Source organism: Dongia sp., from assembly GCF_041906375.1.
Lineage (GTDB): Bacteria > Pseudomonadota > Alphaproteobacteria > Dongiales > Dongiaceae > Dongia.
On record NZ_JAYRJJ010000001.1, the window covers coordinates 315,848 to 342,063 of the forward strand.

Here is a 26,216-nt window from a genome sequence, read left to right on the forward strand (position 1 = left end):
CTCAGAGACCTGTCAGCGCCTTTTCCAGCGCGCCGAAGGGCAGCAGCACGCAATCGCGGCGCGATTTGGCGGTCTGCACGGGCGTGAAGATGTCGAGCGCCGCTTCCGTCGGCGCCACCCCTTCCTTCATCATGCGCTTGACTGTTTCCGCAAGCGCGCGTGCCTCAGCGCTGGTCTTGCCGGGGGCCAGCTCGGCGATGGTCGCGGCCGCCGCCTCGCACAGCAGGCACCCCTTCACCTCATGCCCCACAGCAATGATCTTGCCGTCTTCCAGGCGGATATCCAGCGTGACGCGATCGCCGCAGAGCGGGTTGTCGAGCCGGGCACTAGCCGTCGCGCCGGCGAGGCGACCCTTGCCGGTCGCCTGGCGCGCCTTGGCGACCAATGCTTCGTGATAGAGCGCCGTGCTCATGAGGCATTCCCGGCGAGAAGCTGCTGATAGGCTTCCGGTGTGTCGACATCGACGAAGATTTCCTGCGCGGGCGCCGGGACTTCGGCCACCAGCTCGGCATTGCCGCCGATGATGTGCCGGGCGCCTACATCACCTTCGAGCTGCAGCATGTCGGGAAAGAAGCGCCGGTCGAAGAGGACTGGGTTGCCGCGCTTGCCGTCGGCAACCGGCAGCACGATGGCGCGGCCTTCCAGCGGCTGATAAGCGCCGATGAGGCGGAGCAGGAGGTCGGCCGAGATCCGCGGCATGTCGCCCAGAATGACCAGGGCCGCGTCGATATCCGGCGACAGGGCCTTGAGCCCGGCTTTGAGCGAGGCTGCCATGCCGGTGGCGTGGTCGCGTGCCTCGACGATCTTGAGCTTGTCGCGCGACCTCAGGGCCGCCTTCACCTTGCCCGCCTGATGGCCCGTTACCAGAACGGTTTCGGCAAAGCCGATGCCGGCCACCTTATCCAGCACATGGGCGACGATGGGCTTGCCGCCGAGGTCGAGCAGCAATTTGTTGCGCCCCATGCGGCTGGAGCGGCCGGCGGCGAGGATGATGGCGGCGATCCTTGGCTTGGCCGGTGCCTGGCGCGCCTCGCGCGGCAGCGGGCGGCTGGGTACCTCGGCAAGCAGACCGCCAATCCCCAGCGCGCGGATATCGCCGGCGGTGACGGGAAGGTCGGCCAGCAGGCGTTGCATGACCCAGTCGCAGCCATTGAGCTTGGCCGAACGCGCGCAACCGGGCAGTCCGAGGATGGGGACCGTGCCGATATGCGCCAGCAGGAGCAGATTGCCCGGATCGACCGGCATGCCGAAATGATTGACGGTGCCGCCGAGGCTGGTAATGGCGGCGGGGATGACGTCGCGGCGGTCGCTGATGGCGGAGGCGCCGATCACCAGGATCATCTCGGTGCCGCCGGCGAGAGCCGCCTTGATCTCCGCCTGCAAGGGAGCCGGCGCGTGCGGGCAGCGGTTGGTGGTGGGCTGCGCCTGGCCCATCAGGGCGAGGCGCTCAGCGGTGACGCGCTCGGTTTTGTCGAGGACGCTGGCCTTGATCCCCGGTAATTCGGTCTGGATCAGTGCCACGCGCCGCGGGCGGTAGGGATGGAACCGCAGAAGCGGATGCGCCGCGGATCTGATTTCAGTCAGGGCGCGCGCCAGTATGCTTTCCGCCACGGCATAGGGAATGATTTTGAGGGTGGCGGCCATCTGCCCCGGGACCATGGCGGCGTAAGGCGGCAAGGTGGCGAGGGTGATGGCTTCGTCGATGGCGTTGAGCGCGCCGATGGCGGCGATATCGAGAGCCAGGACACCGGCAATCGCGGCATGGATGTTGACGCGCCCGGCGAAAGCGGGATCGAGGCGGAGATTGCGATCGCCGCCGACCAGCGCCTCGGCCAATTGCCGTGCCGCTTCATCCTCGCCGATATCGCCGGCATCGAGCTTGGCCACGGTGACGCTGGCAAGACCGGCCGCCTGCAATGCCGCGATGTCGGCAGCACTCAGCATGCGGCCCTTCTTGAACATCTCGGGCCCCACGCGCTGGCTGTGGGCGAGGATCGCGCCCATGCATTGCGCGAGCGGCAGATCGGCGAAGATCATCGGCTGGTGGGCTTCTGATGCCGCGCGGCGGTGAGCTGCGCGAGGACGGAAAGGGCGATCTCGGCCGGAGATTTGGCGCCGATGTCGAGCCCGGCCGGGCCATGGATGCGGGCGATCTCGGCATCGGTGAAGCCATGACCGAGAAGGCGGTCGACGCGGGCGGCATGCGTCTTCTTGCTGCCCAGCGCGCCGATATAGAAAGCCGGGCTCCTGAGGGCCACGACCAAGGCCGGGTCATCGAGCTTGGGATCGTGCGTGAGTGTCACCACGGCGGTGCGCGTATCCGGCTGCAACGCGCTCAGCGCCTCATCGGGCCAATCCTGCGACAGGGTGGCGCCCGGGAAGCGCTCGGCCGTGGCAAAGGCGCCGCGCGGATCGACGATGACGACGTCATAGCCGGCCAACACCGCCATGGGCGCCAATCCCTGCGTGATGTGGACGGCGCCGACGATGATGATGCGCGGATTGGGATTGCGCACCAGGACGAAGCATTTCCGTCCATCGATGAGAACCTCGCCGCTTCTGTCGGCGGCGATCGCGTCGGCGATGGCGCCCTCAGCCATGTTGGCGCTGACGATCTGCTGCGCGCCGCTGGCAAGGTCGGTCACCATGGCCGCCGGCCGGCGGGCATTGGCGAGGTCCGCCAGTTGATCGATCAGCTGCAGTTTCATTCGACGCGCTCGACAAAGATCTGCAGCTTGCCGCCGCAGGCGAGGCCCACTTCCCAAGCCTGCTCATTGGTGATGCCGAAATCGAGCAGGCGGGGCTTGCCGTCCTCCATGATCTCCATCGCCTCGCGCACCACGGCGCCTTCGACACAGCCGCCGGAGACAGAGCCCAGCATGCGGCCCTGATCGTCGACCACCATCTGGCTGCCGGCCTGGCGGGGCGAGGAACCCCAGGTCGCGGTCACAGTGGCCACGGCCACTTGATGGCCGGCGCGTTTCCAATCGGCGGCGACCTGCAGCAGGTCTTCTTCCCTATGCGTCATGCGGCCCTCATTTCCAATCGATTGGTGCCCGGCGCTGCCAGCGCTAGCGTCAAATCATGCATGGAGGCCAGATTATGGATGGCGCGGAAATCGTCAACATGGCGGATCATCACGCGCGGCCCCTGGCTGATCGGCTGATAGGCCTCGAAGCGTAGCAGCGGATTGAGCCAGATGAGGCGCCGGCAGGATTTGTGCAGCCGTTCCATCTCGGCACTCAAGACCTCGATTTGGTCGCGGTCAAGCCCGTCGGTGATAAGCAGCACCAGCGCCCCTTGCCCCAGCACGCGGCGGCCCCATTTGCGGTTGAACTCGGCCAGCGAGGGGCCGATGCGGGTACCGCCGGACCAGTCCTGCACATGTTTCGAGACCCGGTCCAGCGAGACGTCGATATCGCGGGCCTTCAAATCGCGCGTGATGTTGGTGAGGCGCGTGCCGAAAAGGAAGGTATGAACCCGGTCGCGGTCGCTGGTGACGGCGTGGAGGAAATGCAGGAACAGGCGCGAATAGCGGCTCATCGAGCCGGAAATGTCGCACAGAACCACCAGCGGCGGATGCCGCTTCTTAGGGGATTTCAGCTTCAGCGGGATGGTGCCGGCGCTGCGCAGGCTGGCCCGCAAGGTGGCGCGCAGATCGACCCGGCGGCCATTCGGATCGGGCCGGTGGCGCCTTGTCGGCACCTCCATGATGGGCAGGCGGAAGTTCTTGATGAGGCGCTTGGCTTCAATGATTTCAGCAGCGGTCATGCGCTCGAAATCCTTGCCCTGCAGGAGCTCGCGTTCGGAATAGGTGAGGCTGGCGTCGAGCGTCACCTCCTCCTGGTCAGCCGCTTCCGGCACCTGCTGCGGACGGTCGCCGGCGAGCGCATCGGCGACCCTTGGCGCGATCGCATCCTCTTGGTCCGGCGGGGTGTCGTCCTTGAAGCGCGGCAGCAACAGCCCCAGCACCTTGTTGAGGAGCTGCGGATTGCGCCAGAAAATGTGGAAGGCCTGGTCGAAAAGATCGCGCTGGTCACGCCGATTGACGAAGACGGCATGGAGCGTCCAGTAGAAATCCGCGCGGCTCCCGATGCCGGCCGCCTTGACCGCGGCCAGAGCTTCAAGCACCTGGCCAGGTCCGATCGGAATCCCGGCCCCCCGCAGCACGCGCGCGAAATGCATGATGTTCTCGAAGAGCTTGCCTTCGCGCATTGCCGCCGACATGAAGCTCAGGCCCGGCGGGCGGCTTGGACGCGGCTGGCCGCGATTTCCAGCTTGATCTCGTCGAGGATCTTGGCGGCCTCGCTGCCGCGGATTTTTGCAATGTCGTCCTGATATTTGAGCAGGGCGCCGAGGCTGTTATCGACCACATCGGGAGCGAGCGAGGTCTGGTCGAGCTGCAGCAGCGCATCGGCCCAGTCGATCGTTTCGGCCACACCCGGCAGCTTGAACAATTCGCGCCCGCGCAAGCGCTGCACAAAGGCCACCACTTCCTCGGCAAGGTCGCGCTCGGCCGCCGGCACCTTGGTGCGCAGGATCTCAAGCTCGCGCGCGGCGTTGGGATAGTCGACCCAGTAATAGAAGCAGCGCCGCTTGATGGCGTCGTGGATCTCGCGCGTGCGGTTGGAGGTGATGACGACCAGCGGCGGTTCCTCGGCCTTTACCACGCCGATCTCCGGGATCGTCACCTGGAAGTCGGAGAGGATTTCCAGCAGGAAGGCTTCAAATGGCTCGTCGGTGCGATCAAGCTCGTCGATGAGGAGGACCGGCGGGCCTTTGGGATTGGGCTCCAGCGCCTGCAACAGCGGCCGCTTGATCAGGAAGCGTTCGGAAAAGATGTCGGCCGCGATCTTGCCTTTGTCGCCCTCATGCGCCGCTTCCGCGAGGCGGATCTCCAGCATCTGGCGGGCATAGTTCCATTCATAGACCGCTGCCGCGACGTCCAGACCCTCGTAACATTGCAGGCGCACCAGGTCGCGCCCCAGCGTGGCGGCCAAGACCTTCGCGATCTCGGTTTTGCCGACGCCGGCCTCGCCCTCAAGGAAGAGCGGCCGCTTCAATTTCAATGACAGGAAGATGGCCGTGGCAAGCGATCGGTCGGCAACGTAACGACCCTCGCCCAGCAAGGCGAGGGTCGCGTCGATATCGGCTGGCAGGCTGCGCTGGCTCATCTCTGGACGTCCCTTCCAGGTTGCGGCGCCAGGCGCTGCTATTTCTGTTTCCAGCTGCCGGAAGCATCCATGTAGTACATGCCTGGCTGCAGGATCTCGCGGATGATCTTTTCACCCGTGATGGCGCCGATCTGTTCGACCGGCACGCCTTTTTCGCCGGCGATCTTCTGATAGGCGGCACGGCGCTTGGTGTTGATGTCGTTGACCAGCGCCTTGACGTTGGCGGGTGCGGACGGATCAACCACGGCGGCATAGCCATCGGCGCGTTCACCGATCAGGCCGGCGGCGCGCGCATCGTCGAAGGCATCGGCCCGGGCCGGCAGGGCGGCGAGGCCGAGGCTGCCGACCAGCAGCAGGGTGGCCATCAGGGTACGGAGGAGGTGACGCATCGCTGTATCTTTCTTGATCAGAAGAGGTTCGGGTTCGAACTGACGAGATTGTCGACATCCTTGTCGACCTTGATGCGAACCTCCTGCTCGATCTTGACGTTAAGGTTGATCACGATCGGCTTGTCCGGCGCCTCGACCTTGACGGTCGGGTTGCACGCGGCGACCAGGCCGAGCGCCAGCAGGTATGCTGCCAGCTGAAAAGGCAGGGTAATGGGACGGCCTGTCATCATGCGAACCTTTGTTTGTTGCCCGGGCTATTTGTTGCCCGGGTCGTTTGTTGCGTGGGTCAGGGCGAAAGTTTCTCAAGTTGCTGCTGGATCATATCTGGCACCTGATATCCGGCCAAGCCCTCCTTCAACGCCTGATCGAGCCGTCCCTCGATCGTGAGGTTGAATTCCACAGGATAGCCGTCATAAAAGCTGGGATTGCGCCCGCTGATATGCAAGCCCAGGCTCACATCCCCGGTCAGGTTCCGGGTCAGATCCAGGATCAACTTTTCGTAATGGAAATCGGCCAAGGCTTCCAAGGCCATGGCGACGGATTCACCGGCGCTCTGCAGGGCAAGCGGCGCCTGATTGCGGTCATAGCGTAGCACGCCTGGCGCGGTCGCGGCGAGCTTGGCTTCGGGGATGGCGATGCCGCCAGGGAAAATCGTGACCGGCACATTGCCGGAAATGGCGCCCTCGCCCGACAGGCCGGCGATGCCCAGCGTGTCGAAAAGCTGCCCGACCGAGATGCTGTCCACTTTCAGCATCAGATTCTGCGCCGGCGCATCGAAATTGAGGACGGCCGGGTCGAGGGTCACTTTGCCGCCCGTCATGTCGAGGCGCGATTCCTTGAGGTCGAGAACCTTGCCGTCGCTGATCTTGAAGCGGAACAGGGCATTGGTCAGCGGCAAGCCGATATCGGCCAGTTCCACCGCCACCACCTGATCCGGCTTGGTCGAGAAGGGCCAGGGGCGGTCGATCTCGATCACCGAATTGACGTTGGTGAGCTGTACCGGGCCGACCTTGCCGGAAAGATTGGTGACACCGAATTTAAGGTCTGAGGTGAGATTGCCGCCGCTGAATTTGACCGGCCCTTCCAGCTCGACCCGGCCGGATATGTCATCGAGATAGTCGCGCAAGGGCGGGAAGAAATTATAGGGCTGCAGCTTGCCCACGGCGAAATCGAGCGGTGCCAGATGCACATCGACCGAACCGCTCAGTTTGGCGATATCGGCTTTGCCGGCGAACGTGATGTCGATCGGCTGGTCATCGCCGTTGAGATGCGCCTTGAAGGTGGCCTTGTCGCCGACCAGGGTGGCGCTTGCCTCGCCGCGGACAGGCGTGAATTTGCCAAGACCGGCAAGCGCGCCGGTACTGAGTTTGGCCTGCAATCCCTTGGCGTCGGAGACCAGATTGAGCGCTACCTGACCCAGGGTCAGGCCGCGCAAGGGAGCAGCCACCTGCGCGCCCTTGACGTCGAGCGTGTAGCTGAGCGGTGTGGCCGCGTCATAGCGGCCGGCGATTTTGGCTTCCGGCATGGCAATGAGCAGTCGCTCAGCTGCCGCTTTCGGTTCAACCGTGAGGGTCGCTTTGCCCAAAGCGAGGGTAAAATCGGCGTTGGCTCCGGCCTGGTCCCCGAAGGCCAGATGCAACGCGCTGGCCCCATCCGCCTTCAAGGGAAGGTTGGTGGGTTTGGGCAGGCTGACGGCGCCGTTGCCAAGATCCAGGCGCTGGAAACTGAGCGTGCCGGCCTTTGCCAGTGTGAGATCGAGCGTGCCGCCGCTGCCGTCATGTTTTGCAGCGACCGTGAGCGGCAGGGACAATTTCGTCTGCGCGGCCTTCACGCTGCCGATGGCCAAGTCGCCGCCGTCGAGCTTGAGGTCGAGATTGCCGGCGACCTGCTGTGCGGCGAGGAGGGGAGAAGCGCGCAGATTGCCGGCAAGCTTCGCGGTGAAGCCCGCGCCCAAACCGCCTTTGAGGTCGCCAGCAATCTTGTCGAGGCTCAGCCAATCCTGCCCATAAGCGGCTTCGCCAGCGAAGGTGCCCGAAAGAGGGGCCGCCAGGCCTGGATAGGCGAAGTCGACTGCCTCCATCGACCAGTCCGCGAGTGCCAGGGGCATCTCAGCTGTTGTCGCTGTCTTTTCCGGCATGCGCAGATGCGCGCCGACCTTGATGTTGCCTGACGTGGGCTGATCGAGACCTAGCAGCGACCAGAGAGCCGAATGCGCATCCATCACCAGCGTGAGATCGCCGGTCGGCGGCTTGCCGTCCTTGACGAGGGGGGCCGCCAGGCTGATGTCGAGCCGGGCGTAATCCTGCTGCTCGCGCAGGGTGAATTGCGCGATGATCGCCTGGGCGTTGAGGTTGGCCTGGCCGCTGCCGGTTATGAAGCCGGCGGGCGAGGCGAGGCCGATCTCGATTGATTTCACCAGCACATCCGGTATCGGCGTCGCCGCCGCATCCGGATCGCTGGGCGCGCCTGCCATCGCCCGCAACCGGTCAATGAGGGGGTCGAGCTCGCCCAGGCTGATGCCATGGCCGCCCGTCATGTCATATCTCGCAAGGAGCGCCACACGACCGATCTCGACCGCTTCCAGCCGGCTGTTCCAGGGATCGTATGAAAGGCTGACGTCTTCCACGACGACATCGCGCTGGCTGCCCAGTATCAGCCGGTCGATATGGGAACTGCGCCAGTCGAAGCGCGCCACGCCGAGCTCGACCGGCACAGCCAGTTCGCGGGCCAGCAGCCAGGGACCGGCGCGGTTGAGCAGTTCCAGCCGAAAGAAGACGGCCAGGACCGCCACCGCCGCCAGCACCAGGACGAGGCGCAGAAAAAAGCGCGCGAAACGGCGGTGCCGGCGCATGGGCGGGGCGGCGCTTGCCGGCGCGGAAGGCGGCGGCAGCTCGCTCTGGGAGTCGGAAGGCACCATCCCTGTATTTTTTCCCGCTTGCGGTCAGCAGTCCGGAAATGACCCTTCCGTGACGCTTACCGCAAGTCTTGTGAATTTGGTTCAAACGCCAGTCTAGCCATGCCGAACGGGCTTTGCCACAAATGCAGGGCTGGATCAGGCTTGCCGGATGCAGAATCTGTCAGCACAGTTCGAAGGGTGCCGCGGCTCCGCCTTCCTTGCCGTGGCCGAATTGAAGGTAACAATGCGCCTGATGCCCTGGTTCCCCCGTCTGCTTCTCGGCTTCCTCGCCATTGCCATGGGGAGCTCGGTTGCCATGGCCGAACCGCCCGCTTTGGAAAAGAAGACCTGCTGGTTCGATATTCCGAAAGACCGGACCGTCGATTGCTATCGCCTGACGGTGCCGGAAACGCGGCCCTTCGACCTCAACGTCGGGCCCGGCAAGATCCTGTCCCTGCCGGTCGTCATCATCCGCGCCAGCGAAATAGAGGGTCGCACCCGGCCCGATCCGGTCATCTACCTTGCCGGCGGCCCGGGTGACGGCGCCTGGCTCGACAATGACCGGATCGATTGGTGGTGGGAGTTCGTCGCCACGACCGATTGGGTGCGTAAGCGCGACCTCATCCTGTTCGACCAGCGGGGCTCGGGCCTGGTTGAACCACGCATCGACTGCCCCGAGATCGAAGAGATAGCGCTGAAACTGCTCGCCACCACGGATGACGTCGTGGCGACAGATCTGCAACGGGAAGCGGCCGCCGCTTGCGGCAAGCGCCTGCTGGCGGCGGGCTTCAACCCTGGCGCCTATACCAGCCGCGACGGTGCAGCCGATCTCCACGATCTCCATGCGGCACTCAAAGTGCCGGCCTGGAATGTCTATGGCCTTTCCTACGGGACGCGGCTTGCCCTCGAATACATGCGGCAATATCCGGCCGAAATCCGCAGCGTGATGTTGGATTCGGTGCTGCCGCCCGAGGCACAGTTCCTCGAGGACGATGCGCGCACGACGGAGCGCGCCTTTCGCATGATCTTCACCGCCTGCGCGCGGGCGGAAACATGCCGCGAGGCCTATGGCGACCTGGAGCAGCGGCTCACGTCCCTGGTGCACCGGCTCGATGCGCATCCTTTGAAACTGGCGCGCCCGGCGCCCGGGGCGGATGGAAAGATCGACATTTTGGTCGATGGCGAATTGCTGCTCCTGCGCCTTTTCAATCTGCTCTATAACCGCGCCGACATCGAAACCGTGCCGCAGCTCATCGACATCTATGACCGCGACGATCGCCGGGCGATCGAAAGCGATATCGACAGCTATGTCGCCGACTATGTCGGCCGCGAGGATTTCGGCGATGCCATGTTCATGTCGGTGCATTGCCAGGAGGAAGTGCCGTTCAACGACATGGCCAAGGCAATCGCGGCTTATCGGCGTTATCCGCTGCTGGCGGGGCTCGCGGTGGGCGGCGAGGCGGGAAGTTTTGCGGCGACCTGCGACAGCTGGCGCAAGGCCTTGCCGGTACAACCCTTGCGCCAGACGGACACGGAACCGGTGGTGAGCGACCTGCCGACCCTGGTGCTGTCGGGACTCTACGACCCGGTGACGCCGCCGGCCTATGGCCGCATGGCGGCCTCACATCTGGTGAACGCGTTCTATGTCGAGTTCGATGGGTTGGGCCACGATCTGCTCGGCAACGATGCTTGCGCCAATATCATCGCCGACAAATTCCTCGACGATCCGCAATCGCCGCCGCGTGACAAGTGCCTCGGCCGTTCGACGCCGCCGGATTTCGTGCTGCCCGCGGATCGATAGGCAAAGAAAGGGCGTCATCCCAGCATCCTATGCAAGGATGACGCCCGTTTAACAGAAGGCTTATTGCATCTCCAATTCGGCGCGACCGCCGTGATTGTCGAGATAGTTGACCAGAGCGGCGACGACGCGGCGGTCGAACGCCTTGCCGGAACCCTTCATCAGATTCTCAATGGCGTCGTCGACCGAGAGGGCCGACCGGAAGGCACGGTTGCTGATCATGCCGATGAGGGCATTGGCCACGGCAATGACCCGGGCGGTGACCAGGATGTTGTCACCCGACAGGCCCGCCGGCTGGCCGCTGCCGTCCCAGTTTTCCTGTGCCTGGCGCAAGGTGAGCACGACGGGACCGTCGAATTCGATGCCCTGCAGCAGGTCGGCGCTGGTCTGGATCGAGTTGCGGATCATGTCGCGTTCGGCTTCGGTCAACTGGCCGGTCTTGGAGAGCACTTCCTGCGGAATGAGGATCTTGCCGAGATTGAGGAGGTTGCCGGCGATGTCGGCGGTTTCGATCTCGACCTCGGTCAGGCCCATTTCCTTGGCGACCGAGCGGGCCACCTTGGCGACGCGCGAGGAATGCTGGGCAGCGAAGGGGTCGCGCTTGTCGACCACATCGACCAGCGTCTTCACCAGCTGGTTGAGGGTGCGGGCGCGGCGTTCGCGTTCGGTCACCACGTCGGTGATGTCGCGCTCCACGGTCAGGACCGATCGGGGCGTGCCCGTCGGGTCCTTGAGCGGAATATGCTCTGACTGCACCACTTTGACCTTGCCGCCGTCTTCGGAGCGCGCGACATCCGACACCTCGTGGCGCAGTTCAAGCGCCTCGTGGCTCAGCGTTACATAACGCTTGGCGGCCTGCGGCCCCAGCACGTTGGTGATCGGCTTGCCGATCATCTCGGTGGTGGGAATGCCGGCAGCCTTCGACGCCTGGGAGTTGGCGAACTGATAGCGGTCCTTGTCGTCGAGGATGAAGATCTGCGTCGGCTGGCTATCGGTCACCAATTGCAGCAGGTTCTTCTGGCTCTCGAATTTGGTCGCCATCTTTTGGAACTGGTGCGCGGCGTGACTGGCGCGGCGGGACGAGCCGTGGCGCCACACGGCGATGATGATGACGCCGACGAGAGCCACGGCGAGCAGCAGATAGATGGTGAGGTTGCGGAAACGCGCCTCGGCCGCACCCAGCGCCTCGTCATAGTCGATCGCATAGGCGATGGCCCAGGGCGCCTGGGTAAAGGCGCGGCCCGTTACCAGGACGCGGTCGCCGGCCGAGTTGCGCTTGTTGGTCGCGAAGGCGCCGGGATTTTGCGCCGCGAAGGCGGTGTCGAGGTCCGGCGTGTCGGCGCCAAGCTCGACCGTCATCGGCTTGCCGCTGGCGTCGGGCGACAGATAGGTGACCTTGCCATCCTTGAGGCGGACCAGCGTGGTCTTGGCGGTGCTGCTGGTTTCGCCGGGCTGGCGCAGCAGCGGGAAAAGTTCGGCGCCCACTTCCTTGACGCCGAGGATGATGCCGATCTGGCTTGCCTGGGCGCCTTCCGACTGGGCGGCAAGGATCGGCACGACGAACGCCATGCTGGGATTGCCGCGCGAATTCAGCGTCATGTCGCTGATGGCGCGTTGGCCCTGTGCCTGGGCCGAGACGAAGTTGCGCAGATCGCCGCTATAGGGCGGAGCACCCGGCGAGGCGGCAACGACATCGCCCTTGTCATCGATGATCATGAGGCCGGCAAGGCCGGCTTCGGCGACATTGGCCGGCACGTCGCCGCTGGCGGGCGCGGGCAGGGTGAAGCCGGTACGATCGGCCGTGACGGTGAGAAGGTTGCGCAGGTAATCGCGCAGGGCCTCGACCTGGTCGCTCTGCGTCGCGTCGGCCGAAAGCTCGTTGATCTGGTCGGTATAGATCTGCAGGGACTCGTTCTTGGCAAGGCCCGTCAGTTCGTCGAGCTGCCGGTTGAGCCAGCGGTCGACATCGGTAAAGCGGCTGTCGGCGACGATGCCCATGCGCAATTGCCACTGGGTTTCTTCGCGCTCGCGCTCCTGGTCGACGAAATAGCTCACCGCCACCACGCCGATGATGGCGATGAGCAGGAGGATAATGGCCGGAAAGATCACCTTGAGGTCGAACTTCGTCCCGGTTTCTTCTTGTATGATTGTGGTCGGGGTCGTCCCCGGAACTGGTTCGGCCACGTTAGATCTCCCCGTTCATGATCGCTGAATCAATGGGTTGGCAGAAATATTCAATTTGATACATTAGCACGGCTTTTCCGCGCCGCCAATCGAGCCGTTGCGGCCCGGCGGTTGGGATGTTGGGGTGATTAATCGTTGCCAATGATATCTGCCGGTCACACGCTGTGGTTAGATTCGTGATCGCTTGAAAGTAGGTGACAGGATGCGACCAGGGGGATCGTCCAGGCAAGCGCGAAGGCGCCGGCCACGTCATGGCTCTGGCCGCGCCATCCGCGCCGGGGGCCGGATGGCCTTGGCCGTTCTGTCATTGGCGATTTGCCTGAGCCAAGCCCTTCCGGCGGCCGAGGCGCGCACTTATCCCAAGATCTTCGGCTCCATCGAACTGCCGTCGAAGAATCTTAAGAAATTTCCCAAATGGCTCGACATGATTGGCCGCTGGAAGGGGGGCGCCCCTTGCGAGTCCGATACCTGCACGGTCAAGGGCTGGGCCGGCATGATCGAGGACCTCAAGGGCAAGGATCGGCTTACCCAGATCAAAGAGGTCAACAAGCTCCTCAATTCCAAGAAATACATCATCGACATGCGCAATTGGGGCAAGGAGGATTATTGGGCGACACCCTTCCAGTTCCTCAAGAAGAACGGCGATTGCGAGGATTACGCGATCTCGAAATTCATGGCCCTGAAGGCCCTGGGGATACCGATCGAGGACATGCGCGTGGTGGCGTTGCAGGATCTCAACCTCGGCGTCGGCCACGCCGTGCTCATCGTCTATAACGGTTCGGATGCGCTGCTGCTCGACAACCAGATCAAGACCGTCGTGCCGGCCAATACCATCAAGCACTACCAGCCGGTCTATTCGATCAATGAAAAGGGCTGGTGGCTGCATCGCCGCTAGGGCGCGCGGGGAAAACTGGCGTATAAGAGTATGAGTATGCCGTGGCTGGCGCGCGTCACGGCGGGGGAAGTTGGGAAGCGCGACGGGGTTCGGGCCAGCGGCTGCGAACACCCGGTATCAGCTTAGGGGTTGGGGGATGAACGAGCGGGCCAAGGACGGGCGCACCACGACGGATGAAGAACTGCTCGTCGACTATGCCGAGCGGTTGGAACGCCATCGGACCGGTCGCCGCGCGGTACAGATACATCTGTCCCAATTGCGGCCTTACAATCAGCGGCCGCACCATATCCGCATCATCAAGCAGGTGCTGGAACCCCTGGTGAAGCGTTTCGACGCCGGCATCTATCAGCTGTGGAACAATGATGTCATTGCCCTCACCAAGGGGGCGAGCGAAGATGACATCGACGTCTATGTCCGGCACATCCGCCAGATGTTCAAGGACGACCCGCTCTTCTCCGCACCACCCAGCCCGTCGCGCCGGCCGCCGGCCTTTGCCACCTGGTACGATATCGAGGTGGAATGGGAAGGCTTCGTCGAACTGGCCCGGAAACACATGGACGATCGGCGCAAGTCGAACGCCCAGGCAGCTGCGGCGGCGAAGACCGGCATCCTGGAAGAAGGGCGCGGTCAGCTGATCAGCCCGGCCATCCTGGAAAAGCTGGAAAAAGCCATCATCAGCGCCGATCTCGCGAATGTGCTGCGCCGCCAGCAGGTCTTTGCCATCATTCCCGGCGCCAAGCCGGCACCGATTCTCACCGAACTGTTCTTCTCGATGCCGTTCCTCGCCCAGACGGTGGCGCCCGGCTACAACGTCACGGCCGACAAATGGCTGTTCCAGCATCTGGCGCGCGTGCTGGATGCACGCATGCTGGCTTTGATGCCGCGGCAGGACTATCAGCCTATGCTGAAAAATGCGAGCCTCAACCTGTCGCTGGGCACTCTGCTGACGCAGGAGTTCCTCGATTTCGACCGCGCCACCAACAACAAGGAACGCGGGCCGCTGGCGATTGAGTTGCCGGCGATCGACTTCTTCAGCGAACCGGAGGATTTCGCCTTCGCCCGCGATTTCCTGCGCGAGCGCGGCTACAAGATCATTCTCGACCAGGTGAAGTATCAACTGCTGCCGCAACTTGATCGCGACCAACTCAATGTCGACCTCATCAAGGTGATCTGGACGCCGGCGCTCTACGACGATTGCACGACGACACAGGAAGAGCGCATGCAGGCCGCCGTCGACCGTTTCGGCCGCGAACGCATCATCCTGTGCCGGGTCGATTCCGAACAGGGGTTGGAAATCGGCGGCAAGCTCGGCATTTCGCTTTATCAAGGGCGCCTGCTCGACGCGATGGCGCAGGGCAAAGCCGGTTAAGCCTTCTCGTCGACCCAAAACAAACAAGGCCCGATCTTTGCGATCGGGCCTTGTTGCTATGGACTGAGTCCGGGGGCTGAGTCCGGCGGCGACTATTCGATCAGCCGGCGCCACCAGCCGCGCTTCTTGGGCTGGTTCGGATCTTCCTCGACGGTGGCAGCAACGGCCTCGCCACTGTCTTTTACTTCGATCACCGTGACCGGACGCTCGGCCAGGGCGATTCCGGCGGGAGCAATCTCGACCGGGCTATTCGCAACGGCCGGTGCTGCCGGTTCGGCAGCGATCGGCGCGGCGGGCGCGGCAATGGGGGCGGTCTCCGCCACATCGCCTATCGGTTCCTGCGGCGCGTCGCGGTCGCGACGCGGCCGGCGGGCTCGGCGCGGCCGATCGCTCTTGGCGCCATCGGATTCCGTGGGCCCGGCATTCTCAACCTGCTCGCCCTCTGCCCGCCACAGCGGCGGCAAGGCGTCGGCATCACCCGGCAGATCCGGCTGATCGCCGAAACCGGGAACGTCGCCCTCGGTCACGGCACCGGCTTCGCCCTCTGAGCCGGCCTGCGGCCCACCTTCCTGAGGGCGGCGCGAACGGCGGCGGCCACCACGACGGCCGCGACGGCGACGGCGGCGATGTTCTTCGCTTTCACCGGCACCACCGGCGGCGGCTTCGGCGCCATCGGCTGCTTCCTCGCCATCGCCTAGATCGTCACCATCCTCGGTGTCGTCGCCTTCGTCGCCTGAGGTCTCGTCGGCTTCCGGCTGGCGGCGGGCCTGAACCTCGCCCTCGGCATCGCCCTCGGGCGAGCCGCTGCTGGCCTGTTCGGTGAATTCATCGGCCTGGAAACGACCGCCGCGACCACGGCGGCGGCGGCGGCGCTTGCCGCGCCCCTGGCCACGTTCGGCATTTTCGTCGCCGGCCTGGGCATCCTCGCCATGGCCCTCGGCCGAAGCCTCGCCATCCGTATCGGAAGCAGCGTCGACGTCGTCGAGTTCCTCGACGTAATTCTCGTCCTCGGCCTCGTCGAAATCGATCTCGATGACCTGCGGCTCCGGCGCCGGTGGCAGTTCCTCGCCCGGTGCCAGGATCTTGATGCGCTCAAGCCGGTAATCGGGCGGCGTCAGCTCGTCATCGGCGCTCAGGTAAATGCGGACGCCGCGGCGCAGCTCGAGCTGGGCCAGGGCATGGCGCTTCTGGTTGAGGATATAGAGCGCCACCGAGGAGGGCACGAAAACCGTGACGCCGGCGCTGGCATTGCGGGTGATTTCTTCCTCGACCATGCGCAACACATGAAGCGCCGTCGAATCGACCGAGCGCATGCGGCCCGTGCCGTGGCAATGCGGGCAGATCTCGGTCGAGGCTTCCTGGAGGCTGGCGTGCAGCCGCTGGCGCGACATTTCGAGGAGGCCGAACGAGCTGATGCGGCCGATCTGGATGCGGGCGCGGTCGTTGCGGAGAGCGTCCTTCATGCGGCGTTCGACGGCGGCGTTGTTGCGCCCTTCGTCCATGTCGATGAAGTCGATGACGATCAGGCCTGCGAGATCGCGCAGGCGCAGCTGGCGGGCGACTTCTTCCGCCGCTTCCAGATTGGTGCGGAGCGCGGTTTCTTCGATGTTGCGCTCGCGGGTGGAGCGGCCCGAGTTCACGTCGACGGCGACCAGGGCTTCGGTCTGGTTGATGACGATATAGCCGCCCGAGCGCAGATTGACGACCGGGTGATGAATGGCCGCGATCTGGCTTTCGATCTGGTAGCGTTGGAAGAGGGGCAGCGACGGATCGCGATAGAATTGCACGCGCTTGGCATGGCCCGGGGCCAGCATGCGCATGAAGGAGCGGGCTGATTTGTAGGCTTCGGCGCCGGCGACGACGATGTCGCCGATATCGCGCGTATAGAGATCGCGGATTGAGCGCTTGATGAGGCTGGCTTCTTCATAGATCAGCGACGGGGCCGAAGAGCGCAGCGTGTTTTCGCGGATCTCGTCCCACAGGCGCAGCAGATATTCGAAGTCGCGCTTGATCTCGCTGCGCTGGCGTTCCATGCCGGCGGTGCGGACGATGACCGCCATGCCTTCCGGCGGATCCAGTTCGTCGACGATCGACTTCAGGCGTTTCCTGTCGGCGACCGAGGTGATGCGGCGCGAGATGCCGCCGCCACGGTCGGTGTTGGGCATCAGCACGCAATAGCGTCCGGCCAGCGACAGATAGGTGGTCAGCGCTGCACCTTTGTTGCCGCGCTCTTCCTTGGTCACCTGCACGAGCAGAATCTGCCGGCGCTTGATGACTTCCTGGATCTTGTAGCGGCGCAGGTGACGCTGGCGGCGGCGGCGATCGGAATCGTCGTCATCCTCCTCGTCTTCGGCATCATCTGCTTGGCTCGCTTCCTCGCCACCGACCGTGTCGATGACTTCCGGCGGCTGGGTCACTTCGACGATATCGCCATGGGGCGCCGCGGGCAGTTCGGCATCGAGCGAGTCGGCCGAAGCGGTCGGGAAGGCGACGATCTCGGCATCGCCGGCCGCAGAACTGGAGAAGCCGGCCGGTTCCGCGTCGGGCAGGGCGACGACGTTGCTGTCGCCTTCATCCGCGCCGGAATCGTAGCCTATAGGCTCGCTGCGCAGTGTGTCATGGCCGGAAGAGAGCGGCATGACCTGCACGGGCTCGGCATCGGCAGCCGGCTGGCCGCCCACCATTTCGTCGGCGGCATCGTCACGCAGATAGGTGACTTGGTGATCCGACGGGATCTCGGTCACATCGTCGTGGTGGTGGTCGTCGACCTCGATCAACTCGGGACCGTGATCGTGGTCATGGTCGTGATCATGATCATGGTCGAGCTCGTGCTCCGGCCCATGCTCGTGGTCGTGCTCCTGCTCTTGGGGAGCGCCGGCAGTATTCGTCTGGTTGCGGTCGCGACGACGATTGCGGTCACGTTCGCCGCGGTTGCGGCGCGGACGCTGTTCCTCGGCCTCGGCCTCCTCCAGATCCTCGCGCATCAGGGCTTCGCGGTCGGCGACCGGGATGCGGTAATAATCCGGATGGATTTCGCTGAAGGCCAGGAAACCGTGGCGATTGCCGCCATATTCAACGAAGGCAGCCTGCAACGAGGGTTCGACCCTGGTTACCTTGGCGAGATAGATATTGCCTTTGAGAGGGTGCCGGCTGGCGACCTCGACGTCGAATTCTTCAAGCCTGCGGCCGTCCACCACCGCAACGCGGGTTTCTTCCGGGTGGGTGGCGTCGATCAGCATAATTTTGGTCATAGATGCATAGCTCCGTGACGCGCCCAGCGTCGATCGCTTCAGCAGCAATCGGCGGCGCGAGAAGGGTTGGTGAATGGCAGGGTGGCGTCATGTCAACCTGTTGTTTTGGCTACAGAATAAGCCTCGGCTCCGGTCCGTCTCAGGTCGGGAGCGACCCTATTCTGCGCGAGCGCTGCCTGGGTACCAGCCAGCCTCGAAACAATCCAAGTCGAGGCGCTTATGGTCGGTGGCCCAAGTTCACGACCAACCGTCGATTCTGCCCCAGCCCGGCTTTTCAACAGCGGTTTGGGACCGACACGAACGGTCGCGGAACGTCACCATACTGACCCGGGACCGGCAACACAACTGCAATTGCCCGCTTCCTGGGCGAACGCCTTCAGCGCCCAACCGCCGTCACCGTCCTTGCTCAATTTTCAGGCAAATCCAATATCTTGTTGCCTTTCAGCTAGTTACGGAATTATATTACGGGAGATTCACGCAACGAACCGGCAACATGCGGAAGAGCCACAATTTTATGTCGCTGCTGCGCGTCGGCCTGCTGCTGCTGGTCGGTCTCCTGGGGCCGTCGGTGGTTGCGATGCCGGCTGCCTTGGCAAAGCCCGCGGTCACGGATGCGAAACTGGGGGTGGAACCTGAGCTGACGCGAGTCGTGCTCGACCTCACCGCCGAGACCGGCTTCAAGGTGTTCGCCCTGGCCGACCCATTCCGCATCGTCATCGACCTTGACGAGGTCGACTGGCAGATTCCCGCCGGGCGCAAGCTGCAGGGGCGCGGCCTCGTCGCTGCCATGCGCTATGGCCTGTTCAAAGTGGGGACATCGCGCATCGTCCTCGACCTCGCGGCCCCGGCCCAAGTGGCCCAGGTGACGCTGGTCGACAAGACGGCGGAACTGCCGCGGCGCCTCCTGATCGATCTGAAGCCGACCGACGAGACGGCCTTCATGGGCCAGATCCGCCGGACTCTCTTTGCCAGCGACGGCACGGCCATTGCGCCGACTGCCACCGAAACGACCGTGGCGGTTGCCAAGGAACCGGCCCTGGCTAAGGAAGGGCCGGTCGACAATGCCGGCGGGCCAACGGTGGATCCGGATCCGCTGGCCGTGCCGGTGTCGGCCAAGGGATCCTCCGAGATCGTGGTACCGGAACCCGAAGCGGCGGACGTTGCGATTCTGGTTCCGACCTTGAAGCCGACCGATCAGGCCCTCAAGAAAAGCAAGCGCAAGCCACTCATCATCATCGATCCCGGCCATGGCGGCATCGATCCTGGCGCGATCGGCAACGGCACCATGGAAAAGACCATCACCCTTGCGGTGGCCAAGGCGCTGAAGAAGGAATTGCTGGCGACCGGCCGGTTCCGGGTCGAACTGACCCGTGACAAGGATGTCTATATCCCCTTGCGCGATCGCTTCAAGCTGGCGCGCGACGATGCCGCGGACCTCTTCATTTCGCTCCATGCCGACAGTCACGCCAATGCGAAGACCCGCGGTGCCTCGGTCTACACGCTGTCGGAAACGGCATCCGATTCCGAGGCCGAGGCGCTGGCGGCCAAGGAGAACAAATCCGACGTGATCGCCGGCGTCGATCTCTCCAACGAGAGCAAGGTGGTGACCGGTATCCTCATCGACCTGGCGCAGCGCGAAACGACAAATCTATCGGCCCGCTTTGCCAAGATGCTGGTGAAGTCGCTGAAGCGCGACACCCTGATGCTGGAACAGAGCCATCGTTTCGCCGGTTTTGCGGTGCTGAAAGCGCCGGATATTCCCTCGGTGCTGCTCGAGATGGGCTATATCTCGTCCGACGAGGACCAGCGCCTGCTGACCAACAAATCCCACCAGAAGGGGCTCGCCAAGGCGATCTCGCGCGCGATCCAGTCTTTCTTCGACTGGCAGGACAGCATCAAACGGACGTGACCGGCCCGATCGAAAAGCGGGCAGTCGACTGCGGAATGCGCGCTGGGAGTGCTGCATGAAGAAACTGCTCAGCGAGCTCTATCTCGGCGATACCAGGCGCGCGCATCGGTTCCGCTATGGCTTGCTGATCTTCGATCTCGTCACCGTCACCTTTCTCGTCATCTCCTCCTTCATCCCGCATCCGCTGCCGGTGGAACTTATCGACGCGCTGATCGGCCTTGGCATCGTTGCCGATTTCTCGGCGCGGCTCTGGATCAGTCGCAACCGCCTGGCCGAAATCGTCAACCCGTTCGGCCTGGCCGATCTGGTGGTGATCGTCTCGTTGCTGGCGCCAATCATTGGCGAAGGCCTCGCTTTCCTGCGCGTGGCGCGCATGCTGCGGCTGCTGCGCTCCTATCAGCTGCTCAAACGCCTGCGCCAGGATTTCGCTTTCTTCCGGCGCAACGAGCAGACGGTCCTAGCCGGCCTCAATCTCGGCATCTTCATGTTCGTCATGACGGCCATCGTTTACGAAACCCAGCATTACACCAACAAGAGCATCGCCAATTATGCCGACGCGCTCTATTTCACGGTGACCACGCTCACCACCACCGGCTTCGGCGACGTGACGTTGACCGGGACAAGCGGCAAGATGATCGCGGTCCTCATCATGATTTTCGGCGTTTCGCTGTTCCTGCGCCTGGTGCAGGTGGTCATCCGGCCCCCCAAGGTGCTGCATAAATGCCCGCGTTGCGGCCTGACCCGCCACGATCACGACGCCGTCCATTGCAAGGCCTGCGGGACGATCCTGAACATCGAAGACGAGGGGGCTGCCTGATCCGGGTCAATCCCGGATTAACGATTTGACGTTATTGGGTTACTTCCCGAAAATCCGCGCTTTCGGGGGAGCCTGCGTCTGGCGGACGTCCGGTTCGACCCGCCCTGCTGCCAAAGGTCGTAAAATTGCCTTGATCTTGCGGCATGCCTGCCTTACGCGAAGCCACGGAATTGCGGCCCCGCGCCCGGCCATATCCATGGCGGGCAGATTTGTGACGAAAAGCCAGATATGAACCGATTGACGCGTATCCTCTCTTTTCTGGTCGGCATCTTCATGGTCCTGGCGACCGTGGGGGCCATCGGTGCCTGGCTGGTCTATGAGCACTACTCGCAGGGCCTGCCGGACTACTACCAGCTGGCGGCCTATGATCCGCCCGTCACGACCCGCGTCTATGCCGGCGACGGAAGGTTGCTGGCCGAATATGCCGTCGAAAACCGCGTCTTCGTGCCGATCAAGGTCATTCCGAAGCGGGTCATCAATGCCTTCCTCGCGGCCGAGGACAAATCCTTCTACAGCCATGCCGGCATCGACATCCCCGGCCTCATCAACGCCATCATCGTCAATCTGAAGAATTACGGGTCGGACAAGCGGCCTGTCGGTGCCTCGACCATCACGCAGCAGGTCACCAAGAACTTCCTGCTCACGAACGAACGGTCGATCGACCGCAAGATCAAGGAAGCCATTCTCGCCCTGCGCATCGAGAAGGCCTTCTCGAAGGACCGCATCCTCGAGCTCTATCTGAACCAGATCTATCTGGGCCAGGGCAATTACGGCGTTGCCGCGGCGGCGCTCAACTATTTCAACAAGTCACTGGATGAACTGAGCGTTGCCGAGGCGGCCTATCTCGCGGCCCTCCCCAAGGCGCCCAACAATTATTCGATCGCCAAGTTTCCGGACGCAGCCAAGGAGCGGCGCGACTGGGTCGTCTCGCGCATGCTGGAAGACGGTCACATCACCGAGGAAGAGGCCACCGAGGCCGTGGCGACCCCGCTGGTGCAGAAGGCGCGCAGCGGCGAGGAGCGGTTCGAGGCGGATTATTTCGCCGAAGAAGTCCGGCGCGAACTGGTGCAGCGCTTCGGCGAGGACGGGCTCTACAAGAAGGGCCTTACCGTCAAGGCGACGGTCGATCCGCATCTCCAGGAGATCGCCGACCAGGTGCTGCACAAACATCTCGTGGCCTATGACCGTACCCAGGGTTATCGCGGCCCGCTGAATCACACGGACAGTCTCGACGATTGGCAGAAGACGCTGACCAAGCTCGGCAACGTGCCGTGGCTCTACGCGTGGAAGCCGGCGATGGTGCTGTCGGTCGACAAGGGCGAGGCCAAGATCGGCTTCACCGACGGCCAGGAAGGCCTGATCAGGCTCGACGATCTCGCCTGGGCGCGGCGCCGTTCGCCGGAAGGCAAGGTAGGCCCGGCGGTGAAGAGTGCCGTCGATGTGTTCAAGGTCGGCGACGTCGTCGCCGTCGAAGCCAAGGTCTCCGACAAGGACAAGCTGGATGATGTCGAGGAACTCGACGTCAACGGCAACAAGATCGAAAAGCAGCAGAAGGCCGAAGGCCTGCCGCTCTATCATCTGCGCCAGGTGCCGGAGATTTCCGGCGCGCTCGTCGCGATGGACCCGCATACCGGCCGCGTGCTCGCCATGACCGGCGGCTGGTCCTACAAGCAGAGCGAGTTCAACCGCGCGACGCAAGCGATGCGCCAGCCGGGCTCATCCTTCAAGCCGATCGTCTATCTGGCCGCCCTCGAGGCTGGCTACACGCCTTCGACCATCATCCTCGATGCGCCGATCGCCATCGACCAGGGCCCGGGCCTGCCGCTGTGGCAGCCGGAGAATTTCGAGAAGAACTTCCTCGGGCCGGCCACGATGCGGCAAGGGCTGCAGCATTCGCGCAATCTGATGACCATCCGCATGGCGCAGACCATCGGCATGGCGAAGGTGGCGGAAGTGGCCGAGCGCTTAGGCGCCGTCGACAAGCTGCAGCAGACGCTTGCCATGTCGCTGGGCGCCCAGGAGACGACGGCGCTGCGCATGGTCGGTGCCTATGCCGAGATCGTCAACGGCGGCAAGAAGGTGGTGCCCACCTTCATCGACCGCGTGCAGGACGCGCAGGGCTGGACCATCTATCGCCATGACGAACGCAAATGCGACCGCTGCCAGAGTGCGAGCTATGACGGCGCTCCGCCGCCGGAACTTCCCGACGACCGGCCGCAGGTGCTCGACCCGGCCAATGCCTACCAGATGGTCTCGATGATGGAAGGTGTCGTGCAGCGCGGCACGGCCTCGGCGGTGAAGGCCGTCGGCAAGCCGCTTGCGGGCAAGACCGGCACCACCAATGACGGTCGCGACGTCTGGTTCATCGGCTATTCGCCGGACCTTGTGGCCGGCGTCTATCTGGGCTTCGACCAGCCGCGCTCGCTGGGGGCCAAGGCGACCGGCGGCCGGCTTTCGGCACCGATCTTCCGCGACTTCATGATCGAGGCCCTGAAGGACAAACCGGCGACACCCTTCCGCGTGCCGCCCGGGGTGCGCCTGGTCAAGGTCAACGAGAAGACCGGCGAACGCTGGGTTGCCGGCGACGAGGGGCTCGCCATCTGGGAAGCCTTCAAGCCGGGCACCGAGCCGACCGGTCAACAGCAGATCATCGAAGGCTATGCCAATTACGGCCAGGATGCGGGCTATGGCTCGGTCATCCCGACCGGGCCTTTCGGCAATCCCTACGGCAATCAGGGTGTCTATAACGACAGCGGGACGACGATCATCGATTCAACGGGCGTCTACCAGGGCGGGCAGCAGCAGCCGGCGGCGGGTCAGCCCGGTTACGGCCAGCAGCCGGCCTATGGCCAGCAGGCGCCGGTCTATGGCCAGCAACCCGTCTATCCGCAGCCGCAATATCAGCAGCAGCCCATGGTCATCCCGCCCGGCCAACCGGTCCCGGTTCAGCCGGTACCGGGAGCGCTGCCCAACCAGCAGCTTCCGGGCCAGCAGCCCCAATATCCGGTTCAGCCGCAATATCCGGTGCAGCAGCAACAGGCGCCGGTCCTGATCCCGCCGCCGGCCCCCAGCGGGGGCGATTCCGGGCTCTATTGAGGGGTGGTTGACGCGACCCGTTCCAATGGGCATGTTCCGGCCCGAATTCGATATTTGAGCAATCCAAAGGCATCATCATGCGCGCTGAGATCGAGGCGGCGGCGGGGGAGATCCGATCTTCCCTGGCCCTGCTGAGGAGGCATCTTTGACTGGGACAACGCCCTGCGTCGTCTCGACGAACTGAACGCCCTCTCCGAAGACCCGACCCTCTGGGACAAGCCTGAAAAGGCACAGAAGGTGATGCGCGAGCGCACCCATCTGCAAAATTCCCTCGACGGCTACAAGTCCCTCGAGCGCGAGCTCGATGATGCGCTGACCCTCGCCGAGCTGGGCGAGATGGAGGGCGATACCGCTTCGGTCGACGAAGCCGAAAAGCTGATCAAGGAATTGAAGGTCAAGGCCGGCCAGCGCGAGCTCGAAAGTCTCCTGTCGGGCGAAGCCGACCAGAACGATTGCTATCTCGAAGTCCATGCCGGCGCCGGCGGGACCGAGGCCCAGGACTGGGCCCAGATCCTTTTGCGCATGTATACGCGCTGGGCCGAGCAGCACGGCTACAAGGTCGAATGGCTGGAAGAAAGTGCGGGCGAAGAAGCCGGCCTCAAATCGGCGACCATCGAGATCAAAGGGCCCAATGCCTATGGCTGGCTGAAATCGGAAAGCGGTGTCCATCGCCTGGTGCGCATCTCGCCCTTCGATTCCAACGCGCGGCGCCACACCTCGTTCAGCTCGGTCTGGGTCTATCCCGTCATCGACGACAATATCGAGATCGAGATCCTCGACAAGGATCTACGCGTCGACACGTTCCGCGCCTCAGGGGCGGGTGGCCAGCACATCAACAAGACCGACAGCGCCATCCGCATCACCCACGAGCCGACCGGCATTGTTGTCTCCTGCCAGGCCGACCGCTCGCAGCACCGCAACCGCGCCATGGCGATGGACATGCTGAAGGCCCGCCTCTATGAGCGCGAATTGCGCATTCGCGAGGAAAAGGCCCAAGCGATCGCCGATTCCAAGACCGATATCGGCTGGGGCCATCAGATCCGCTCCTACGTGCTGCAACCCTACCAGATGATCAAGGATCTCAGGACGGGCGCCGAGACCAGCGACAGCCAGGGCGTGCTCGACGGCGATATCGATCTCTTCCTCTCGGCCTCGCTTGCCGCCAAGGTGCATGGCGGCGAAGGGGAGCCGGCGTGATCGAGGGTCCGCGCGTCGTCGGTGTTTCGCTGGCGCGCGGACACAATTTCTCCAAGCAACCTGCTCTTGAAATCCGCCTGCTGACCGGCCTCGGCGTTGCCGGCGATGCGCATATGGGCGAGACGGTCAAGCACAGGAGCCGCCTTGCCAAGGATCCGACCCAGCCCAATCTGCGCCAGGTGCACCTCATCCAGGCCGAGCTTTTCGACGAACTGGCCGTGCGGGGATTTTCGGTGAATCCGGGCGATATGGGCGAGAACGTAACCACGCGCGGGCTCGACCTCTTGCGGCTGCCGGAGGCTGCACGCCTGCATCTGGGGGCCGAGGCCATCGTCGAGATCACGGGCCTGCGCAATCCTTGCATCCAGATCGACCAGTTCCGGCAGGGCCTCATGCAAGCCGTGCTCGATCGTGACACCGAGGGGAACCTCATCCGCAAGGCCGGGGTGATGGCGGTCGTCATAAGGGACGGCGACGTGAGGGTGGGCGATTCCATCGAAATCCGTCTGCCCGAGGGGTCCCGGCGGCCGCTGGCCGTGGTTTGAGCCCGGCGGCCGCTGGCCGTGGTTTGAGATTGATCCGGCCGGTCTAGCGATACCATCCATGGACATGCTAAAAATGAAGCGGAGGGAAGGGCATAGGCGCCTTCCGGCGGGAGCGAGATGACGGCTTCGGTAAACACGGATCTGCTGCCGGCCACGCGAGAGGCCTTCATCGAGCGAGCGGAAGACCTCGCCGGCACCGGCCCGGTCCTGCGCAAATGCTACGACTACTGGTGCTCCTTGCGGGCACTGGCAGGCGATGCGCTGCCACGGCGCAGCATGATCGATCCATCGGACATCACTGGGCTGTTGCCCTATTTCCGCCTCGTCGACCTTTATGAAGGTGACGTTCTGATGCCGCGCTACCGGCTCATCGGCACCACCGGCCGCGATGTGATGGGCATCGACGCCACCGGCAAGCGGTTCATCGATCTTTATGACGCCGCCTCCTATGCGACCGGAATCGCCCGCTATCGCCGGATCATCGAACGGCGCCTGCCGTTCTATTTTGTCGGGCCGGTCACGCTGGAAGGTCGCGATTTCATCAGTACCGAGCGCCTGATGCTGCCGCTGGGCGACGCGAAGGGCGAGGTCGTCGGCATCTGCGGCGTTACCGTTCCGGTTGGCGGAAGCCAGGCGGCGCCATCGACCTGAGGTCGCGGCAAAGCAAGATTTGCCAAGTTTCCAATCGTGATTTGC

20 protein-coding genes are annotated in these 26,216 nt (G+C 63.9%); 9 read left to right on the forward strand and 11 right to left on the reverse strand.

Annotation, left to right across the window (positions count from 1 at the left end):
• Window position 1: 1 nt before the first annotated feature.
• The 9 genes from ACE3OA_RS01505 to ACE3OA_RS01545 are packed head-to-tail and all read right to left on the reverse strand — an operon-like array spanning window position 2 to window position 8,480.
• A complete protein-coding gene (locus ACE3OA_RS01505) occupies window positions 2-412 on the reverse strand; it encodes an iron-sulfur cluster assembly scaffold protein (protein ID WP_374307070.1) in 411 nt (136 codons plus the stop codon).
• Complete coding sequence (locus ACE3OA_RS01510) at window positions 409-2,037, reverse strand: NTP transferase domain-containing protein (protein ID WP_374307074.1); 1,629 nt, start codon at window positions 2,035-2,037, stop codon at window positions 409-411. Before ACE3OA_RS01510 ends, ACE3OA_RS01505 begins: the two co-directional genes overlap by 4 nt.
• Window positions 2,034-2,708, reverse strand: coding sequence for an XdhC family protein (locus ACE3OA_RS01515; RefSeq protein ID WP_374307076.1), 675 nt, complete (start codon window positions 2,706-2,708; stop codon window positions 2,034-2,036). The genes ACE3OA_RS01510 and ACE3OA_RS01515 overlap by 4 nt, the downstream gene beginning before the upstream one ends.
• Entirely contained in the window at window positions 2,705-3,028 is a 324-nt protein-coding gene (locus ACE3OA_RS01520; RefSeq protein ID WP_374307078.1) for an XdhC family protein, read from the reverse strand. Before ACE3OA_RS01520 ends, ACE3OA_RS01515 begins: the two co-directional genes overlap by 4 nt.
• On the reverse strand, window positions 3,025-4,227 hold the full coding sequence (locus ACE3OA_RS01525) for a VWA domain-containing protein (RefSeq protein WP_374307080.1): 1,203 nt from the start codon (window positions 4,225-4,227) through the stop codon (window positions 3,025-3,027). Before ACE3OA_RS01525 ends, ACE3OA_RS01520 begins: the two co-directional genes overlap by 4 nt.
• 5 nt (window positions 4,228-4,232) lie before the next feature.
• The gene (locus ACE3OA_RS01530) at window positions 4,233-5,174 is read right to left on the reverse strand and encodes an AAA family ATPase (RefSeq protein WP_374307082.1); all 942 of its coding nucleotides are present in this window, start codon (window positions 5,172-5,174) and stop codon (window positions 4,233-4,235) included.
• A 38-nt stretch (window positions 5,175-5,212) separates the two neighbouring features.
• Window positions 5,213-5,563: a YdbL family protein gene (locus ACE3OA_RS01535; protein ID WP_374307084.1), complete on the reverse strand. Its 351-nt coding sequence runs from the start codon at window positions 5,561-5,563 to the stop codon at window positions 5,213-5,215.
• A gap of 17 nt (window positions 5,564-5,580) precedes the next feature.
• On the reverse strand, window positions 5,581-5,793 hold the full coding sequence (locus ACE3OA_RS01540) for a YnbE family lipoprotein (protein WP_374307086.1): 213 nt from the start codon (window positions 5,791-5,793) through the stop codon (window positions 5,581-5,583).
• 56 nt (window positions 5,794-5,849) lie between these two features.
• Complete coding sequence (locus tag ACE3OA_RS01545) at window positions 5,850-8,480, reverse strand: YdbH domain-containing protein (RefSeq protein WP_374307089.1); 2,631 nt, start codon at window positions 8,478-8,480, stop codon at window positions 5,850-5,852.
• Window positions 8,481-8,628: 148 nt separating this feature from the next.
• Between ACE3OA_RS01545 and ACE3OA_RS01550 the strand changes: the two genes are divergently transcribed.
• Window positions 8,629-10,260 carry an alpha/beta hydrolase gene (locus tag ACE3OA_RS01550; protein WP_374307091.1) on the forward strand — a complete coding sequence of 544 codons (1,632 nt, stop codon included), beginning with the start codon at window positions 8,629-8,631 and terminating at the stop codon, window positions 10,258-10,260.
• 60 nt (window positions 10,261-10,320) lie between these two features.
• Here the strand turns inward: ACE3OA_RS01550 and ACE3OA_RS01555 are convergent, their stop codons facing one another.
• Window positions 10,321-12,441 (reverse strand): HD domain-containing phosphohydrolase, encoded by a 2,121-nt coding sequence (locus ACE3OA_RS01555; RefSeq protein WP_374307093.1) that lies wholly within the window; start codon window positions 12,439-12,441, stop codon window positions 10,321-10,323.
• A 286-nt stretch (window positions 12,442-12,727) separates the two neighbouring features.
• Here ACE3OA_RS01555 and ACE3OA_RS01560 point away from each other — a divergent pair, with 286 nt between their 5' ends.
• Both ACE3OA_RS01560 and ACE3OA_RS01565 read left to right on the forward strand, forming a co-directional pair.
• Complete coding sequence (locus ACE3OA_RS01560; RefSeq protein ID WP_374307096.1) at window positions 12,728-13,336, forward strand: transglutaminase-like cysteine peptidase; 609 nt, start codon at window positions 12,728-12,730, stop codon at window positions 13,334-13,336.
• Between the two features lie 136 nt (window positions 13,337-13,472).
• Window positions 13,473-14,705, forward strand: coding sequence for a hypothetical protein (locus ACE3OA_RS01565; protein WP_374307098.1), 1,233 nt, complete (start codon window positions 13,473-13,475; stop codon window positions 14,703-14,705).
• A gap of 92 nt (window positions 14,706-14,797) precedes the next feature.
• On the opposite strand, the gene ACE3OA_RS01570 is transcribed toward ACE3OA_RS01565, so the two are convergent.
• Window positions 14,798-17,956 carry an Rne/Rng family ribonuclease gene (locus tag ACE3OA_RS01570; RefSeq protein WP_374307100.1) on the reverse strand — a complete coding sequence of 1,053 codons (3,159 nt, stop codon included), beginning with the start codon at window positions 17,954-17,956 and terminating at the stop codon, window positions 14,798-14,800.
• A gap of 514 nt (window positions 17,957-18,470) precedes the next feature.
• On the opposite strand from ACE3OA_RS01570, the gene ACE3OA_RS01575 reads away from it, so the two are divergent.
• The 6 genes from ACE3OA_RS01575 (at window position 18,471) to ACE3OA_RS01600 (ending at window position 26,171) form a co-directional block, all read left to right on the forward strand.
• Window positions 18,471-19,865: an N-acetylmuramoyl-L-alanine amidase gene (locus ACE3OA_RS01575; RefSeq protein ID WP_374307103.1), complete on the forward strand. Its 1,395-nt coding sequence runs from the start codon at window positions 18,471-18,473 to the stop codon at window positions 19,863-19,865.
• Window positions 19,866-19,920: 55 nt separating this feature from the next.
• Window positions 19,921-20,682: an ion channel gene (locus tag ACE3OA_RS01580; RefSeq protein ID WP_374307106.1), complete on the forward strand. Its 762-nt coding sequence runs from the start codon at window positions 19,921-19,923 to the stop codon at window positions 20,680-20,682.
• 228 nt (window positions 20,683-20,910) lie between these two features.
• Window positions 20,911-23,778 (forward strand): PBP1A family penicillin-binding protein, encoded by a 2,868-nt coding sequence (locus ACE3OA_RS01585; protein WP_374307108.1) that lies wholly within the window; start codon window positions 20,911-20,913, stop codon window positions 23,776-23,778.
• Window positions 23,779-23,855: 77 nt separating this feature from the next.
• Window positions 23,856-24,975 (forward strand): peptide chain release factor 2 gene (prfB, locus tag ACE3OA_RS01590; RefSeq protein WP_374307110.1). Its coding sequence is split into 2 segments (ribosomal slippage): window positions 23,856-23,924 and window positions 23,926-24,975, totalling 1,119 coding nucleotides; the frame shifts between segments, so codons are not numbered across the junction.
• Complete coding sequence (locus ACE3OA_RS01595; protein ID WP_374307112.1) at window positions 24,972-25,520, forward strand: MOSC domain-containing protein; 549 nt, start codon at window positions 24,972-24,974, stop codon at window positions 25,518-25,520. The genes prfB and ACE3OA_RS01595 overlap by 4 nt, the downstream gene beginning before the upstream one ends.
• Window positions 25,521-25,637: 117 nt before the next feature.
• Entirely contained in the window at window positions 25,638-26,171 is a 534-nt protein-coding gene (locus tag ACE3OA_RS01600) for a PAS domain-containing protein (RefSeq protein ID WP_374307114.1), read from the forward strand.
• Window positions 26,172-26,216 lie beyond the last annotated feature (45 nt).